General features: G+C 69.1%; 14 protein-coding genes. 1 reads left to right on the forward strand and 13 read right to left on the reverse strand.

What is annotated here, in order from left to right; genetic code table 11:
* Nucleotides 1-129 precede the first annotated feature (129 nt).
* The 8 genes from AS25_RS10155 to AS25_RS10190 form a co-directional block, all read right to left on the reverse strand.
* The gene (locus AS25_RS10155; RefSeq protein WP_035964850.1) at nucleotides 130-1,221 is read right to left on the reverse strand and encodes a pyridoxal-phosphate-dependent aminotransferase family protein; all 1,092 of its coding nucleotides are present in this window, start codon (nucleotides 1,219-1,221) and stop codon (nucleotides 130-132) included.
* Between the two features lie 161 nt (nucleotides 1,222-1,382).
* Entirely contained in the window at nucleotides 1,383-2,576 is a 1,194-nt protein-coding gene (locus AS25_RS10160) for a type II toxin-antitoxin system HipA family toxin (RefSeq protein ID WP_035964851.1), read from the reverse strand.
* Entirely contained in the window at nucleotides 2,573-2,770 is a 198-nt protein-coding gene (locus AS25_RS10165) for a helix-turn-helix transcriptional regulator (protein ID WP_035964853.1), read from the reverse strand. The genes AS25_RS10160 and AS25_RS10165 overlap by 4 nt, the downstream gene beginning before the upstream one ends.
* Before the next feature lie 136 nt (nucleotides 2,771-2,906).
* The gene (locus AS25_RS10170; protein ID WP_253270552.1) at nucleotides 2,907-4,214 is read right to left on the reverse strand and encodes an MFS transporter; all 1,308 of its coding nucleotides are present in this window, start codon (nucleotides 4,212-4,214) and stop codon (nucleotides 2,907-2,909) included.
* 190 nt (nucleotides 4,215-4,404) lie between these two features.
* Nucleotides 4,405-4,869, reverse strand: a complete 465-nt coding sequence (locus tag AS25_RS10175) for an SRPBCC domain-containing protein (protein WP_035964856.1) — start codon at nucleotides 4,867-4,869, stop codon at nucleotides 4,405-4,407.
* A 97-nt stretch (nucleotides 4,870-4,966) separates the two neighbouring features.
* A complete protein-coding gene (locus tag AS25_RS10180) occupies nucleotides 4,967-5,806 on the reverse strand; it encodes a glycosyltransferase family 2 protein (RefSeq protein ID WP_052160893.1) in 840 nt (279 codons plus the stop codon).
* Nucleotides 5,803-7,137, reverse strand: coding sequence for a bifunctional PIG-L family deacetylase/class I SAM-dependent methyltransferase (locus AS25_RS10185; protein ID WP_084118158.1), 1,335 nt, complete (start codon nucleotides 7,135-7,137; stop codon nucleotides 5,803-5,805). Before AS25_RS10185 ends, AS25_RS10180 begins: the two co-directional genes overlap by 4 nt.
* Complete coding sequence (locus AS25_RS10190; RefSeq protein WP_253270553.1) at nucleotides 7,134-8,228, reverse strand: acyl-CoA dehydrogenase family protein; 1,095 nt, start codon at nucleotides 8,226-8,228, stop codon at nucleotides 7,134-7,136. The genes AS25_RS10185 and AS25_RS10190 overlap by 4 nt, the downstream gene beginning before the upstream one ends.
* A gap of 92 nt (nucleotides 8,229-8,320) precedes the next feature.
* Here AS25_RS10190 and AS25_RS10195 point away from each other — a divergent pair, with 92 nt between their 5' ends.
* Entirely contained in the window at nucleotides 8,321-8,689 is a 369-nt protein-coding gene (locus AS25_RS10195; protein ID WP_035964861.1) for a GntR family transcriptional regulator, read from the forward strand.
* A 44-nt stretch (nucleotides 8,690-8,733) separates the two neighbouring features.
* Here the strand turns inward: AS25_RS10195 and AS25_RS10200 are convergent, their stop codons facing one another.
* Genes AS25_RS10200 through AS25_RS10220 form a run of 5 tightly spaced genes read right to left on the reverse strand, consistent with a single transcriptional unit; the run spans nucleotide 8,734 to nucleotide 16,967 of the window.
* Nucleotides 8,734-9,957: an MFS transporter gene (locus AS25_RS10200; RefSeq protein WP_035964864.1), complete on the reverse strand. Its 1,224-nt coding sequence runs from the start codon at nucleotides 9,955-9,957 to the stop codon at nucleotides 8,734-8,736.
* A 35-nt stretch (nucleotides 9,958-9,992) separates the two neighbouring features.
* Nucleotides 9,993-10,799 (reverse strand): respiratory nitrate reductase subunit gamma, encoded by an 807-nt coding sequence (gene narI / locus AS25_RS10205; RefSeq protein WP_035964865.1) that lies wholly within the window; start codon nucleotides 10,797-10,799, stop codon nucleotides 9,993-9,995.
* Nucleotides 10,796-11,491, reverse strand: a complete 696-nt coding sequence (gene narJ / locus AS25_RS10210; RefSeq protein WP_035964867.1) for a nitrate reductase molybdenum cofactor assembly chaperone — start codon at nucleotides 11,489-11,491, stop codon at nucleotides 10,796-10,798. The genes narI and narJ overlap by 4 nt, the downstream gene beginning before the upstream one ends.
* Nucleotides 11,491-13,233: a nitrate reductase subunit beta gene (narH, locus tag AS25_RS10215; protein WP_052160894.1), complete on the reverse strand. Its 1,743-nt coding sequence runs from the start codon at nucleotides 13,231-13,233 to the stop codon at nucleotides 11,491-11,493. Before narH ends, narJ begins: the two co-directional genes overlap by 1 nt.
* Nucleotides 13,233-16,967 carry a nitrate reductase subunit alpha gene (locus tag AS25_RS10220; RefSeq protein WP_035964868.1) on the reverse strand — a complete coding sequence of 1,245 codons (3,735 nt, stop codon included), beginning with the start codon at nucleotides 16,965-16,967 and terminating at the stop codon, nucleotides 13,233-13,235. Before AS25_RS10220 ends, narH begins: the two co-directional genes overlap by 1 nt.
* Nucleotides 16,968-17,106 lie beyond the last annotated feature (139 nt).

Consider the following 17,106-nt stretch of genomic DNA (forward strand, 5'->3'; position numbering starts at 1 on the left):
ACCGGCGAGGGTCCTGTGGTGAGGGCGGCGCGGGTGGGCGATACATCTGTGCTGCACCACGCACGCTGAAACCCCGTTTTTGCGTCTTATCGCAGCACAGATGTTCCCCGCGGGGGCGGGCAGCGCCCCTTAGCGGCCCAGCACCTCCCGCAGCGCACCCAGGATGAGCGTGACCGACTCCGGGGCGGCGTTCGGACCCATGAGCCCGATGCGCCACACCGTGTTCGCGTACTCCTTCACACCGGCGCCGATCTCGATGTCGTACTTCTCGAGCAGTTCCTTGCGCACCGCGGCCGAGTCCACACCCTCGGGCACCTTGACCGTGGTCAGCTCCGGCAAGCGGTGTCCCTGCGCCGCGAACAGTTCCAGGCCCATGGCCTCCAAACCGTCCTGCAGCGCGCGGCCGGCGGCCTCGTGACGCTCGCGAACGGCGTCGAGCCCCTCATCGAGCACACGGCGCAGCCCCGCCTCGAGGGACGCGACCATCGCCACGGGCGCGGTGTGGTGATAGGTGCGGCTGGAGCCGGAGGCCTCCCCCACGTAACCGCCCAGCATGCCGAGGTCCAGGTACCACGAGCGCGGCTTCTCGACCCGGCGCTGCCACGCGCGCTCGGACACCGTGAACGGCGCGAGCCCCGGAGCCACACCGAGGCACTTCTGGGTCCCGGCGTAGCCGATGTCGATGCCCCACTCGTCCGCCTTGAGCTCGATGCCGCCGATCGAGGTCACGGCGTCCACGAGCAGCAGCGCGCCACCCTTGACCCGGCCGAGGGCCGCGATGTCCGAACGCACGCCCGTGGAGGTCTCCGCGTGCACCGCCGCGATGATCTTGGGCGAGGGGTGGGCCGCGGCGACCTTCTCCGCCTCCACGGGTTCACCGAAGGGGAAGTCCACGCGGATCACGTCCGCGCCGCACCGGGAGGCGACGTCGCACATGCGCTCCCCGAACAGACCGTTGACCGCGATCACCACGGGATCCCCGGGGTTCACGAAGTTCACGAACGCGGCCTCCATCCCGGCCGAACCGGTCGCGGAGAGCGGAAGCGTGCGGCGGTTCTCGGTGCCCCACACCGCGCGCAGACCGTCGCACGCACTGTCCATGATCTCCAGGAACTGCGGATCGAGGTGGCCCAGCAGCGGCCGCGCCAGCGCCTCGGTGGCCTCCGGGTACGGGTTGGTGGGGCCGGGTCCGAACAGGTGACGGACGAGGATCTGGCTCATGACTGGGTCTCCTTGCTGGCACCGCCGCGGCGGACCGGGGTTCGCCCGCCGAACGTGCGGGCCCATCGGACGTGTTCCGGGTTACGTCCAGCGTAGGCCCAGGCCCCCGGGCCGCGCGATTCAGTACCCGCTGCGTGCCACCGGCATTTTGCCCGGTTAGCTCACACACGCAGCTCGCTCCGGCGGTAGCGCAATTCGCGTTCGGCATGGTTCAGCGGGGACCCCTCGAAGGGCAGACTCGACAGATCAACCATCTCCGCAGCTTTCAGAGCGAGCGCGTTGGCCGCCAGGGCGGCACGTTCCGGTAAGCCGATGGACTCGGCGAATGCGGACCAGTGGGAGGATCGCAGCCTCTTGGTCCTCCCGCCCACGGGTAGCGCCTGGGTATCGTCCCCGTACAACAAGGTGCACGGCACGTCATACATCGGTGCGATGATGAACCCGCCTTGTGGGGCAGCGAGAGCGGAGACGTTCTTGGCATGCAGGTCTCCATTGCCAGTGAGCCACGAGAAGACGAACTGCAGGTAGAGGTTGCGCACGGCGACAGCGGGGGCGCGACATATCGATGCGAGGGACCTCACGACGTCCTCCGACGTCACCCCGTATTTCGCCGACGGCGCCAGTCCCATCACTTGAGCCGCGTCTTCGAGGGCCACGCACGACCACCCATTTTCGGCGCGAACTCGATCAAAGCGTTCCACCATGAGCCCGGCGCGACCGTTACGGTCCTGGACCACGGTCGCAGAAGCCACTGGGATCCGTAGTTTTCGGGCAGCTGCGAGATGCATCGATTCATTGCGAACCAGATGGGGATGATTCGGCGGATCCAATTTCAGAATGAGACGCTCGCTCCGGGTCGCCACGGGGGCGCTGAGCATGGAGGCACTGACCTTGTCCTGAACCCCGGGCAGGGCATGCAGATCAACGGCTTCGGCCAGAACCTCGAAGTCCAATGCGGAGGGATCGGTCACGTCCGCGACGGCCTCGGGCTCCTGCGGTTGGGCCCCCTCCGGAACGACTTGGACATCTCCGGGCGCATCGGCGCCCACGGCCAGGAGAAGAGACAGCTCGTCATCAAGACTGGTTTTGACGGCCTGCTTGAGAACGTTCAGTCGGTGCCCCTCCGGCAAGAGGCCCGCGAAGAATGGTGGCAATCCGCCGGCCGAGGTGGTCACCGCTCCCATAGTCAGGGGCAGCGTGGTGGCGATCGGAGGCCGACCACTCCCCTGGTAATCGGGGTAGTAGGTGAAAACCGTGTCCGAGCCATTGACCCGTTCCAACCGGCCGGCCCGGTGGCCACCCTTGTAGACATCGGCCGCGGCGATGAAGCGCAGCGACTGCAGATCGGGTGTCACCGGATCACCACATCCAGACCCAATGTTCTGGTAACGGCGGTCAGTGCAGCGACGGAGGGATTACCGGTGCCGGTCTCGATCGAACGAACCGTACGCTCGGACACACCCGACAAGTCAGCGAGATCCTTCTGGGTCAACCCGGCCTCTTTGCGGGCGCGGCGGATGACGGCTCCCGGCAGTTCCTGGTCACTCATGCACATTCCTTTCGGCAATAAGTTGCCGATTTTGATGTCTACCCCGCCATTGTGACGCTTACGGACCATGATCGGCAAGATATCGCCGGTTCATTGAGGGTATTCCCGACCCGGTCAGCATTACCGGCGGCGCGCTTCAGTTCCCGCTGGGTGCCACCGGGCGGCGGGGCAGGAAGATCGCGGCCAGGACGATCGCGATCACGATCAATGCCCCGATGCACAGGGCCGCCCCGCCCCAGCCCGCGCTCGTGAACGCGATGCCGGCGGCGTACCCCAGCACGGAGGAACCGCCGTAGTAAAAGAGCGTGTAGAGGGAGGACGCCTGGGCCCGCCCCTCGGTGGCCATGGCGGGAACCCATCCGTTGGCCACGGAGTGCGCCGCGAAGAATCCCGCGGTGAACACCAGCAGCCCCGCCACGATCACCGGCAGCCACGGGACGACCGTGAGCAGCAGACCGCCCAGCATGATCAGGGCCGCGGCGATCAACACGGGGCGGCGGCCGAAGCGATCGGCGAGGCTTCCCGCCCGCGCGGAGGACCACGTCCCGGAGAGATAGGCCAGGAACAGCAGGGACACCACGCTCTGGGGCACGTTGAACGGTTCATCCCCCAGGTGGAAACCGATGTAGTTGTACACCGCCACGAAACCACCCATGAGCAGGAACCCCTGCAGGTAGAGGGTTACCAGGCGCACGTCCTTGAGGTTGACCCACAGGTGCGCGATCATCCCCTGCTCCCCCGTGAGCCGCACGGGCTGGGGCGTGAAACCGCGCTGACGCGGGATCAACAGGATGAAGGTCACGGCCGCGGCGGCGGCGATCAGCGCGACGACGCTCGTCCCCACGCGCCAACCGAAGAAGTCCGCGAGCGGGGCGGCCACGATGCGCCCGGAGAGCCCTCCCAGACTCGTCCCGGAGATGTAGGTCCCGGCTGCCACGGCCCCGTAGCGCGGATTGACCTCTTCCGCGAGGTACGCCATGGCCACCGCGGGAATCCCGCCCAGAGCCACGCCCTCCAGGAACCGTAGGCCCACGAGGGATTCGAACGTGGGCATGACGTTGATGAGCACGCCCAGGACGGCGGCGCAGCTGATCGCGGCGACCATGGCGCAGCGTCGTCCCCAGCGGTCCGAGACGAGCGACCACGGGATTACCCCCACGGCGAGGCCCAGCGTGGCGGTGGAGACGGCGAGCGCGGCCTGGGCGGCGTCGATGTCCAGGTCCTGGGCCATGATGGGCAGCACGCCCTGCACGGAGTAGAGCTGGGCGAACGTGGCCACGCCGGCGCACAACAGGGCCACGAGAATGCGCCGATAGCCCGAGCTCCCCTTGTCGTAGCCCTCCCACACCCTGCGTGACGATCCCATACCCGGGTGCATCTCCTGTTGCGACTGTCCTGCCCGGGCAGCTGCGTCCTCCCGGGCCCGGCCGTACCATGCGTGCACGACCCCGGCCAGGGTACGCCCGGTGCGCGCCCGGGCCGGGCCGCTCCCGCGCGAGGGTCCCGTGCGACGTCGTGCGGGAGTCACGCGGAAGCGGCGGCACCGCGCCCGGACACGACGACGCCCGCGTCCACCCTCGGGAGGACGCGGGCGAACGGTCATTCTGGCGCGGGACGTACCCCTCCGCGGGGTGTCAGGAGCCGGCGACGGTGGAGGCGAGCCGCTCGAGGGACTCCTCCAGGACCTTCTCGTCGAAGAGCGGGAAGCTGATCTTCTTCGTCACCTTGGGGTTGGCGTGCTCCCACGAGTAGGTGAGGGTCACGGTGGTGGAGTCCGAGCCCTCGGGCTGCAGCTCGTACACCCATTCCCAGCCGTTGTCCTCCACGGAGGTGCCCTCGGGGCAGGGCTTCCACGCGATGAGCTTGTTGGGGTCCAGACCGGTGACGTGGTTCTCCGTCTTGTAGTCCCCGCCCATCATCTCGGCGTGCATGTTCATCACGAAGACGTCGCCGACGTTCTGGATGCGCTGGTCCGTGCCGGAGATAACGGTTCCGGAGGCGTCCAGGCCGGGGTGCTTGGCGGGCAGTGTCAAGACCTCGAAAATCTCCTCCGCCGGGGCGTCGATGAGACGGCTGACGCTGATGGAATTCTCACTCATGGCATACCTCCTGATTGACGATGCTGGTGGTTCCTACGTTAGCCACGGGAGAGGGAGGCCCTTCAAGCGTTTCTGCGATGGGCGAAGCAAGCGTGCCCTACGCCGATTCCTCCCGGGGCAGTGAGAGCGTCCGCAGGTGATGGGCGAACCCGAGTTCCGCGCGCCCTTCGAGCCGCCCCGAGGTGACCGCGCGGATCCGGTCCGTGGCTTCGACCCGCGCGCCCGCTCCGTGCAGTGCGGCCAGCAGTGCCTCGTCCTCGCTGCACTCCAGGGGCGGGAAACCACCGGTGTGCTCGTAGAACGACGCGCGCACGCCCATGTTCGCGGCGTGGATGTGCGGGTGGCCCTCCACGAGCGTGTGCTCGCGCTGCCACAGCTCGTACACGGGCGGCGGGCACTCCGCCGGGTCCGGTTCCACGGTCCCGAGGATCGCGTCCACGCCGAGCGCCGCGCGCTGCACCTGGTAGCGCAGCCAGTTCTCGGGCACGACCGTGTCCGCGTCCGTGGAGGCGATCCACTCCGGGTCCGACACCGCGAGCGCGTGCCGGGCTGCCGCAGCACGGGCTCCCCCGGCGCTGTGCCATTGCCCCGAAACGATCTCCAGTCGCGCTCGGCCACCGTCCCGGTTCGACGCCGCCCACGCCTGGCGCGCGCGCTCCACCGTCCGGTCCGTGCAGCCGTCCGCGGCGAGCACGACCGTGACCTCGACGTCGCCGGCCCCCACACCGCGCAGCGCCCCCGACAAGGGCGGCGGGGCATCGAGGCGGGACATGCTGGGACCGGGCCCGGCGGCGTCGTCGGCGGACGCCCGCTCGGACCATGCGAACGACGGAGCGTGGCCCAGCCCCGCGATCGCACCGGCGACCGACTCGAGGCACCGGCCCACGCGGTCCTGTTCATTGCACGCCGGGATGATCACGGCGATCCGGCGGATCACGTGTCCTCCGCGGGAACGGGTGCGAAGACCTCGATCACGAAATCGGTTTCGCGGTGGCTCAGCACCCCGCGCAGCCCGGGAGTGCGCCGGGCCTCGCAGTGGACGTCCGCGCCGTCGAGCGGCCAGTCCGCGATCGGGTGCCGCCAGTGGCACAGCACGAGGTGCCCGCCGTCCGCGAGCGCGGCCACGCAGCGTCGCAACAGTTCGCGCCATTGATCGGGCGAGCAGAAGTACCCCATCTCGCTCACCACGATCAGCTCGCGCGGCGACCAGTCCTCGTCCCAGTCGTGCGGGAGCACCGCGCTGACGAGCTCCACGTTCGTCACGCCCTCGCGTTCGAGCCGGGTGCGGGCAGCATTCAGGGCGACGTCGCTCGCGTCCACCGCGGTCACGGAACGCGCGCGCCGGGCCAGTTCCACCGTGAGGGCGCCCGTGGAGCACCCCAGGTCCAGGACGCTGCCGTAGTGCTCCCGCTGGAGGCACGCGAGCAGGACGTCCCGCTTGCGCTGCTCGTACCACGAGGTGTCCACGTCCCAGGGGTCCGCATTGGCGGTATGCACGCGGTCGAACACCGCCCGCTGATCAGGTGTCCCGAGCACGAAGAACTCGACCGAACGATCGAAGTGTTCGAGCACGTGGGGGCCCAGGAGCACCTCGTCCCCCGGGCGGTCGGACAACGGCTGCACCTGGGTCACGTGGTGGGCCAGGGCGGAACGCTTGGCCGTGCGAGCGGCGTCGTCCAGTGGGACCCGCACGAGCCCACGCGGCAGGCGCGTGGGGGAACCCCAGTGCCAGAACCACACCGGGTACTGCAGGCAGCGCACACCCCGAGAGCCGGAGGCCGCGACGACCGTGCGGGCCAGGACCTCGTGGTCGGTGTGCCCGTCCTCCTCCCACGTGACGATCACCAACGGCTGCTCCCCTTGCTCGAGCCATTCGAGATGACGGGCCACCGGCTCGGACAGTTCATCCTCGGTCAGGCCGCCGTCGGTCAGGGCGAGGTACTCCGGCGGGGTGTCCGTGCCGGTCAGGGTGTGCACCGCGGCGGCGAGCTCCTCGTGGCGCAATGCGGCCAATTGCGCGGGCGTGTGGGTCGGTGAATCCGGGTGGGAGTTCTCCCCGAGGGTCGCCACGACCACCCGCACGTCCGCCCCCGAGCGCGCGAGCCGGTGCACGGTGCCGCCGGCGCCCAGGGTCTCGTCGTCCGGGTGGGCCGCGAAGACGACGACCCGGTCCACGCCGGTCAGGTCCACCTCGGGGGCGCGGTGCAGGGCGCCGCAGCGGGCCCAGTCGGCCTCGGGCGTGCCCGGATCACGATGGTCGAAGCTCACCACGGGGTCTCCTCCGACCCCTCCTGGACCAGCTCCAGCAGGGTGCGTCCGAGGGCGGCGGTGTCCCGTTCGGCGTGGTCCTGGCGGATGTAGACCTGCAAGGACTCGACCCGCCGCACGTGCGCGGGGTCCCCCGTGAGCGGACCGGGCCCGGTGGCGCGGGAGACCACGCGGATCACGGTCTCGGCGGCGTCGGCCACCGTGCGGCGCACACGCAGCGCCCACGCGGCTCCGTGCTCCCCCGTGGCCTCGCCGCGGTCCACCGCTGCGGCCGCGCGGTCCAGGACGGCTTGAGCCGCGCCGAGTGTGAGGTCGAGCTGCCCGAGGGCGGTGCGAGCGGCGTCGTCGACGGGGCGTGCGGGGCGCACGAGTTTGCGCCACAGCAGATCCGCGACGGGCTGCGCGCCGCCGAGCCACACGGCCGCCACGCCCATGCCGCCCCACGCGAAGCCCGGGCGGGTCAGGTACCACTCATCCGCGCCGAGCGGTTGCGCCGGGACGCCCTCGAAGCGCACGGGAACCGTGACGACCTCGGCGAGACCGTGGGACGTCCACCCCGCGGCGGGTTCCGGGTGGAACCCCGGGTGGTCCATGGCCACGACGAAGGCCCGGCGGTGCCCCGTGGGTTCCCCCGCCTCGTCGGTGACGTGCGCGGTCACCACCGCACGCGTCACCGAGCCCGCGAGCGAGCACCACGGCTTGGTTCCGGTCAGGGTCCAGTGCGAATCGTCGGCGGCGTCGTCATCGGCCGAGTGCGCGGCGGACGACGGCGTGGCCCGCAACGGCTCGCCCGGCCCTTCCGCCGCCCACACGCCCCACGTGTCGTGGCCGGTGATCAGGTCGGTGCGCCCGGCCTGGCGCAGGATGGCCAGGGCGTCCAGGTGGGGTTCGATGATCCGCGCGTACGCGAGGTCCGTGCGACCCAGCGCGGTCAGCTCACGCCACAACTCACGCGTGGCCCCCTCGCCCGGGGCGGGCAATTCTCGTCCGAGCTCGAGCGCCCGTTCCAGGGCGTGGTCGACGAAGCGTTGCACGGCCCGTGGATCGGCCGGAGCGGGCGCGGGGACGGGTAATTCTGGCTGCTCGGACACCCCTTCAGCCTACGTGGCGGGGCGGACACCCACCCCACCTTTTCAGCGGTGGGCCGCCTACCATGAGGGGAGTCGATCGAAGGGGACAAGGCATGTTCACGGTGGATCCCGCCGCTTCCACGCCCGTGTACGAACAGCTCGTGGAATGCGTCCTGCGGGACGTCTCCTCCGGAGAGCTCATGGTCGGTGACCGCATCCCGCCCGTGCGCGCGCTCGCGTCCGAGCTGGGGCTGTCCGCGGGCACCGTGGCCAAGGCCTACCGGGAGATGGAGACCCGCGGCGTGATCGAGACGCACGGGCGCAAGGGCACGTTCATCGCGCAGGGCCGGGACGACCGCGACGCCGCCGCCGCACGCGCCGCCGCCCGGTACCTCGACGAGGTGGCCGGGCAGCTGCACTACTCCCCCGAGGATTGCGTGGCGCTCGTACAGCACGCGCTGCGCGCCCGTTCGGAGAGGTGACGGCGGCGTCGTCGTCCATGCCCCGGACGACGACGCCACCAACGTCACTTCTCGGCCTTGCGCCCCCCGTGCCGGACCACCAGTGCCAGCAGGAACGCGGCAAGGCAGAACACCGCGAGCAGGGTGAGCCCCACGAAGTAGGAGTTGCTCTCGGGGTCGTAGGTGGCGCCCATGACCAGCGGCGGGAAGTAGCCGCCCAGACCGCCGGCCGCGGCGATCACGCCACCCACGGTGCCCACGTTCGCCGCCGGCGTCGCCCGGCCAACCCACGCGAACACGCCGCCGGTGCCGAGGCCCAGGAACAGTGCCATGAGCAGGAACAGTGGACCGTAGACGTGCTCGCCGCTGGGCTGGAACGCCACGAGCACCGCGCACACGATGGTCCCGGCCAGGGACAGCAGCGTGATGACCTTGGGCCCGAGCTTGTCCGCGAGGGTGCCGCCCACGGGGCGGGCGATCACGGCCGCAACCGCGAAGCCCGCGGTACGGGTCCCGGCGGCGGTGGGGTCGTACGAGTAGACGTTGGCGAGGTACGTGGGCAGGTAGTTGGAGAACGCCACGAACGCGCCGAAGACCACGGCGTAGAGGAAGCACAGCTGCCATGTGACCTTAAGCTTGAACGCCGCCTTCAGCTTCGGCACCACCGGCTCCACGGGGACACCCGCGCGCGCCGGGGAGTCACGCAGCATGAACCAGCACAGCACAGCACTGATGGCCACGATCACGGCGATGATCACGTGCGTCGCGAAGTACCCGGTGGCCGCCACGAGCCGCGGGGTGAAGAAGGCGGAGACCGCGGTGCCCACCATGCCGGCACCGAACACGCCCGTGGCGAAACCCTTGCGGTGGGACTCGTACCAGGCGGAGCAGAACGGGATGCCGATCGCGAAGACCGTGCCCGCGATGCCCAGGAAGAACGCGACGACCACCAGCAGCGGGAAGTTGTGCATTCCCCCCACCACGCCGGTGAGCAGCACGAGCGGCGCGGTGATCCCCAGGATCACCGTGAACATCAGCCGCCCGCCGAACTTGTCGGTGAGCGCACCCACGGGAACCCGGGCGATCGAGCCCACGAAGATCGGCATGGCCACGAGGATCGCGGTCTGCCCGGGGCTCAGGTGCATGTCGTTCGCGTAGCGCTTGGACAGGGGCCCCACGATGGTCCACGCCCAGAAACCCACGGTGGACGCCAACGTGGCCAGGATGAGGTTCCTGAACTGGCCCTGTTTCAGGTTCGGTGCGGCCTCAGCGGCGGGGACGGCGGACATGACTCTCCTCAGGGGTGGGGCGGGAAGGGGCCGGGTTACTTGACGCGCGTGGAACCGGAGCGTTCGCGCGGGGGCCGCGTGCGGCGTCGTGAACTGGCGCGGTCCTGGGTGCCGATGGGCTCCCAACCGCGGCGGTAGTTCACGGAACCGGCACGCGGGGCGTTACCCCGCGAGCGGTAGACGATGTATGGGCGGAAGAGGTAGTGCAGCGGCGCGGTGAAGGCGTGGACCAGGCGGGTGAACGGCCACACCGCGAACAGGGCCATGCCCCACAGCACGTGCACGTGGAAGCTCGTGGAGGCGGCGGCCATGGCCCCCACGTCCGGTTGCAGGATCCACAGGGACCGGAACCACGGGGACACCGTTTCGCGGTAGTCCACGGTAGCGGGGTCGAACACGGACAGCACCGTGGTGGCCAGACCGGCCAGGATCGCGCCCAGCAGCATCACGTACATGAACTTGTCGTTGGCCGTGGTGGCCATGAACACGGGCCCGGTCCGGCGGCGGCGGACGATGAGCATCACGATGCCCACGAGCGTGCCCACACCGGCCACCGAGCCGATGGACAGCGCCAGGAAGTGGTAGGCGTGCTGGGACAAACCCGCCGCCTCCGTCCAGGACTTGGGGATCACGAGCCCCATGATGTGCCCCACGAGCACGGCCAGGATGCCGAAGTGGAACAGCGGCGACGCGATGCGCAGCAACCGGGACTCGTAGAGCTGGGACGAGCGCGTCGTCCACCCGAACTGGTCGTACTTGTACCGCCAGATCAGCCCTCCCACGAGGGTCAGCATGACCACGTACGGCAGGATCCCCCACAAGAGGGTGTCGATCACGTTCACTGGTTTCCTCCGGTCATGGGCAGCAGGCGGGGGTCGTAGGCGTCCAGGCCCACGGCCTCGGTGGGCGGTCCGTAACCGGCCATCCGGGCCACGGCGGACTCGTCCTCGGGCGAGGGCCCGGGAAGCGTGGAGCACACGAGTTCCACGGCGCATGCCTGGGGCAGGTCGTCCCGGATCAGCGCCAGACGCAACAGTTCCAGGGACGGGCGGTAGCGCTGCAACAGCTCGAAACCGTCCTCGCCGGAGACCCGCGCGGCGAATTCGAGCACCACGGGCAGGTGGTCCGGCAGTTCCTCGTCCCCGAACTCGCACCCGTGCGCGCGGTAGACCTGTTTGAACGCGGACAGGGCCTCACCACGACGGCGCGTGTCACCATCCGTCCAGTACGTCAAGTGCAGGCTGTGGCGCCGGGACAGGTCGAACTCCTGGACGTAGTCGCCCTGGATCTCCCGCAGGTCCGATTCCCGCAGCCACCGGGTCAGGGGTGCCACCTGCTCGGGGTCCACGTCCACCTCGGACAGCGCCCGCTCCACGAGGGGCAGCTGCTCGATCACCTCGGGGCGCGGATAGCTCAGCAGCAGCGCCGCCGATTGGCGGATCACCGCAGAACGCTGCGGGTTGCGGTCCCGGTACCCGGGCACCTCCACGGTCCCCTTCCCGGCCCTGCCCAGAAGGCTCGACAACAGCCCCATCACCGGCCCCCGCTCGCCCCGGCGGTGCCCTGGTCCGGTCGCGAACCCGGGTTGTCGGAGGTCGCCGCGAGCGACGCCGCATCCCGCTCCGGTTGCGCCGGGAACAGTCCCGCGGGGGTCCCGTTGCCGTCCCAGTTGAGCAGGTTCACGCGACCGGCCAACTGGTCGTTGCCCGTGGGGTCCTCGCCTGTCTGCCGTGCCCGCAAGGCTGCGAAGTTCTCGACGGCGACCGGCGTGGGTCGGCCGGAGGCCTCACCGAACACGCCGGTCTGGCCCATGCCCGGGCCGCCGTCCACGTCCAGGGAGCACCCGATCTCTTCGAGGTTGTGGGCGTCCTCGACGTGGGCGGCGGGGATCACGTAGCGCTCGTCGTACTTGGCGATCGCCATGAGCCGGTACATCTGGCGGATCTCGGAACCCGTCATCCCCACGGCCTGGGCGATCGACTCGTCCGGTTCGTCACCGAGGGTGACGTTGCGCATGTAGGCGCGCATCGCGGCGAGCTTGCGCAGCACGTGGGTGACCAGCTCGGTGTCCCCCGCGGTGAACAGTTCCGCGAGGTACTCCACCGGGATCCGCAGGGACTCGATGGCGCCGAACAGGTTCTCCGGGTCCTCGCCGTCGTGGCCCTGTTCCTTGAGCAGGTCCACGATGGGCGACAGCGGCGGGACGTACCAGACCATGGGCATGGTGCGGTACTCGGGGTGCAGCGGCAGGGCCACGCGCAGGGTCTTGGCGAGCGCGTACACCGGCGACTTGCGGGCCGCCTCGAGCCAGTCCTCGGGGATCCCGTCACGGCGCGCGGCGTCGATCACCTCGGGGTCGTCGGGGTCCAGCATGAGGTCCAGCTGGGCCTCGTAGAGGTCCTGCTCGTTGGGTGTGGCGGCCGCCTGGGTGACCTTGTCGGCGTCGTACAGGAAGATGCCGATGTAGCGCATGCGCCCCACGCACGTCTCCGCGCACACCGTGGGGATGCCCACCTCGATGCGGGGGTAGCAGAACGTGCACTTCTCGGCCTTGCCGGACTTGTGGTTGTAGTAGATCTTCTTGTACGGGCACCCGGTCACGCACTGGCGCCACCCACGGCAGCGGTCTTGGTCCACGAGCACGATCCCGTCCTCGGAACGCTTGTAGATGGCGCCGGACGGGCACGAGGCCATGCAGGACGGGTTGAGGCAGTGCTCGCACAACCGCGGCAGGTAGAACATGAAGGTCTGTTCGAACTCGAACTTGATCCGGTCGTTCGCCTCGTCCCGCAGCTTCTGCACCACGGGGTCCAGATGACCCATCTCGGTGGCGCCACCGAGATCGTCGTCCCAGTTGGCGGACCACTCGATCTTGGTGTCCTCACCCGTAATCAGGGACTTGGGCCGGGCCACGGGGAAGTCGTCGCTCGCGGGGGCGTTGACCAGGTTCTCGTAGTCGTAGGTCCACGGCTCGTAGTAGTCCGCGAGTTCCGGCTGCACCGGGGACGCGAACAACTGCGCGAGCTTCTTGAGCCGGCCACCGGACTTGAGTTTGAGGTTGCCGCGCCGGTTCAGTTCCCAGCCGCCCTTCCACCGCTCCTGGTCCTCGTAGCGGCGCGGGTAGCCCTGACCGGGGCGGGTCTCCACGTTGTTGAACCACACGTACTCGGTGCCCGCCCGGTTGGTCCACGCCTGCTTGCACGTGACCGAACAGGTGTGACAGCCGATGCACTTGTCCAGGGTCATCACCATGGCAACTTGGGACATCACACGCATCAGTACTCGACCTCCTGGGAACGCTTGCGGACCACGGACACGATGTCCCGTTGGTTTCCGGTGGGCCCCATGTAGTTGAAGGCCCAGGACAGGTGGGCGTAGCCACCGATCATGTGGGTGGGTTTGACCAGGATGCGCGTGACGGAGTTGTGGATCCCGCCGCGCTTGCCCGTGGTCTCGGACTTGGGGACGTCGATCGTGCGCTCCTGCGCGTGGTGGACGTACACCACACCCTCCGGCATGCGGTGGGAGACCACCGCGCGGCCCACGAACACGCCGTTGGTGTTGACGCACTCGACCCAGTCGTTGTCCTTGACCTCGATGGCCCGGGCGTCCTGCGGGGCCATCCACACGGTGGTGCCACCGCGGGAGAGGGACAACATGAACAGGTTGTCCTGGTACTCGGAGTGGATGGACCACTTGTTGTGCGGGGTCAGGTAGCGCACCGCGATCGACAGTTCACCCTTCTCCCCGAGCTGTGGTTCGCCGAAGAGCCTGTGCATGTCCAGCGGGGGCCGGTAGATGGGCAGCATCTCCCCCATGTCCTTGAGCCAGTCGTGGTCCAGGAAGAAGTGCATGCGACCGGTCAGGGTGTGGAACGGCTTGAGGCGTTCGATGTTCACCGTGAACGGCGCGTACCTGCGACCGCCGGTCTCGGAACCGGACCACTCGGGCGATGTGATCACGGGCACGGGGGCCTGCTGGGTCTCCTTGAAGGTGATCACCTTCTCCTCGGAACCCCGGGAGAGGTCCGCGAGCGGTTTGCCCACACGCTTCTCGAGGGTCTCGAAGCCCTGGGTCGCGAGCGCGCCGTTGGTGGTCCCGGACAGGCTCAGGATGGCCTCCGCCATCCGGGCGTCCGAGTCCAACGCGGGGCGGCCCTCGGCCGGGCCGGAGTCGAACACGCCGTGCTGGCGGCCCAGTCGGTCCACGACCCCGGTGACGTCGAACGTGACGTTCTTGGTGGTCAGCCCGAGCTTGTCCGCGAGCGGGCCGAGTGCCACGAACTTGTCCCCGATGGCCGTGTAGTCGCGCTCCACGATCTTCAGTTGGGGCAAGTTCTTGCCCGGCACGGCGGGAACGTCCGTGCCCTTCCACTCGGGCACGCGTCCACCGGGTTGGGCGATCTCCCCCGGGGTGTCGTGCTGCAGCGCGGTGGCCACCACGTCCTTGCGGGTGTCCAGGTGCCCGGCCGAGAGCCGACCGACCTCGTCCGCGAGCAACTGGAACAGCTTCCAGTCCGTCTTGGCCTCCCACGGCGGGGTGATCGCCGGGGTGAACGCGTGCACGTAGGGGTGCATGTCCGTGGAGGAGAGGTCGAACTTCTCGTACCACGTGGCCGCGGGGAAGACGACGTCGCTCAGCAGCGTGGAGGACGTCATGCGGAAGTCCGCGGAGACCAACAGGTCCAGCTTCCCCTCGGGGGCCTCCTCGCGCCAGCGCACGTCGTGCGGTTTGGACTCGGCGTGGTCCTGCCCCTGCACGCTGTTGCTGGTCCCGAGCAGGTGCTTGAGGAAGTACTCCTCGCCCTTCGCAGAGGAACCGAACAGGTTGGAGCGCCACAGCACGAGGGTGCGCGGCCAGTTCTCGGGGGCGTCCGGGTCCTCGACCGCGAAGTTCAGCTCGCCGTTCTTGAGCTTGGCCGCGATCCATTCGGGTTCCGACGCCGCTTCGCCGCGTTCCACACCCGCGATCGCCGCGTCCGCGACGTCCAGCGAGTTCTCGTGGAACTGCGGGTAGAACGGCATCCACCCGAGCCGCGTGGACTGGGCCACGACGTCCGCGGTGTGCATGCCCCTCAGGTGGCCCTCCGCGAGCGGCGACTGCAGGGAGTCGGAGGAGTACCCGTCCGAGCGCCACTGGTCCGTGTGCATGTACCAGAACGCGGTGCCGATCATGAACCGCGGGGGACGCATCCAGTCGTTCGCGGACGCCATGGCCGCCCACCCGGTGATGGGGCGGGCCTTCTCCTGACCCACGTAGTGGGCCCATCCGCCGCCGTTGCGCCCCTGGCAACCGCACAGCATGAGCATGGCCAGGATGGCCCGGTACGTGGTGTCACCGTGGTACCACTGACAGATGCCCGCGCCCAGGATGATCATGGAGCGTCCGCGGGACTTCTCCGCGTTCGCCGCGAACTCGCGGGCCGTGCGGATCACGGCCTCCGCGGGGACGGACGTGACCTCTTCCTGCCACGCGGGGGTGTAGGGGGTGTGCGCGTCGTCGTAGCCGGCGGACCACTCACCCGGCAGGCCCTCGCGACCCACGCCGTACTGCGCGAGCATGATGTCGAAGACCGTGGTCACGGTGCGCCCGGCCACCGTGGTGGTGGGCACGCCGCGGCGGATCGTGGAACCGGCCCCCGTGGGGTCGGTGAACGCGGGCAGATCCAGGTGGGTCACACCGCCGTCGTACCCGGCCGAATCCGCGATCGACAGCGCGGGCAGGGTGTCCCCCAGGTCCAGGTTCCACTTGCCCTCGTCCTGGTCGTTGTAGCGGAAGCCCATGGAGCCCTGCGGGATCACGGCCTGGTGCGTGTGCCGGTCCAGCAGGACGGTCTTGAACGCGGGATCGGCCTGCCCGGCGGCGTCGGGATCACCCGCTGCCGCGAGGTCCTCCGCGGTGACGAACTTGTCCGGGACCACCGTGCCGTCCGCGCGCTCGTCGAGCGAGATGAGGAACGGGAGGTCCGTGTACTGCAGGACGTACTCCTCGAAGAACCGCACGCGGCGGTCCACGAAGTTCTCCTTGAGGATCACGTGACCCATGCCCATGGCGAGCGCGGCGTCCGTGCCGGCCTGGGCGGGCAACCACTCGTCCGCGAACTTGGTGTTGTCCGCGTAGTCCGGGCTCACCGAGACCACCTTGGTCCCGCGGTAGCGCACCTCCGCGAGCCAGTGCGCGTCCGGGGTGCGGGTCACGGGGATGTTGGAACCCCACATCATGAGGTAGGTGGCATCCCACCAGTCCCCGGACTCGGGGACGTCCGTCTGGTCGCCGAAGACCTGCGGCGAGGCCACGGGCAGATCGGCGTACCAGTCGTAGAAGCTGTTCATGACCCCACCGATGAGGTTGATGAACCGCGCACCCGCCGCGTGGGACACCATGGACATCGCGGGGATCGGCGAGAACCCCGTGCACCGGTCCGGGCCGTAGGTCTTGATGGTGTGCACGTGCGCGGCCGCGGTCATCTCCACGGCCTCCTGCCAGCTCGCGCGCACCAACCCGCCCTTGCCGCGGGCCTGCTGGAACTCCCGACGCTTGACGGGGTCGTTGACGATCGACTCCCACGCGAGCACCGGATCGTGGTGGAGCTGCTTGGCCTCGCGGTACATCTGCAACAGCACGCCCCGGATGTACGGGTAGCGCACGCGGGTGGGCGAGTAGGTGTACCACGAGAACGCCGCACCGCGCGGGCACCCGCGGGGCTCGTACTCGGGGCGGTCCGGACCCACGGAGGGGTAGTCCGTCTCCTGCGCCTCCCACGTGATGATGCCGTCCTTGACGTACACCTTCCACGAGCACGACCCCGTGCAGTTCACACCGTGGGTGGAGCGCACCACCTTGTCGTGGCTCCAGCGGTTGCGGTAGAAGGCGTCACCCGCGCGACCACCCTCACGGAAGACGGCGCGGCCGTCCGGCGTCTCCTCCCAGCGGGAGAAGAAACGTCCCATTTTCAACAGCGCATCTGATGCCGGTCCGTCGATCCCGGCGGGGGTCTCGGTAGTTGCCATACCGGCATGCTAGGCCGTTTTGGTATCGAAAATGCGTATTTTGTTCGGCGTGGCTCGGACATTGCGGTGAACCCGTGTGACGTGCGGGAATACGGCATATTTAGCTGGACTAATAGATGCCGCCCTGCCGCCGATTCTC

Origin of the sequence: Kocuria marina (assembly GCF_000786655.1) — a bacterium.
GTDB lineage: Bacteria > Actinomycetota > Actinomycetes > Actinomycetales > Micrococcaceae > Kocuria > Kocuria marina_A.

Excerpts from the sequence above, each read along its gene's own strand:
- AS25_RS10155 (WP_035964850.1), bottom strand. The coding sequence starts at position 1,221 with ATGAGCCAGATCCTCGTCCGTCACCTGTTCGGACCCGGCCCCACCAAC.
- AS25_RS10165 (WP_035964853.1), bottom strand. The coding sequence starts at position 2,770 with ATGAGTGACCAGGAACTGCCGGGAGCCGTCATCCGCCGCGCCCGCAAA.
- AS25_RS10175 (WP_035964856.1), bottom strand. The coding sequence starts at position 4,869 with ATGAGTGAGAATTCCATCAGCGTCAGCCGTCTCATCGACGCCCCGGCG.
- AS25_RS10195 (WP_035964861.1), top strand. The coding sequence starts at position 8,321 with ATGTTCACGGTGGATCCCGCCGCTTCCACGCCCGTGTACGAACAGCTC.
- AS25_RS10200 (WP_035964864.1), bottom strand. The coding sequence starts at position 9,957 with ATGTCCGCCGTCCCCGCCGCTGAGGCCGCACCGAACCTGAAACAGGGC.
- narJ (WP_035964867.1), bottom strand. The coding sequence starts at position 11,491 with ATGGGGCTGTTGTCGAGCCTTCTGGGCAGGGCCGGGAAGGGGACCGTG.
- narH (WP_052160894.1), bottom strand. The coding sequence starts at position 13,233 with ATGCGTGTGATGTCCCAAGTTGCCATGGTGATGACCCTGGACAAGTGC.
- AS25_RS10220 (WP_035964868.1), bottom strand. The coding sequence starts at position 16,967 with ATGGCAACTACCGAGACCCCCGCCGGGATCGACGGACCGGCATCAGAT.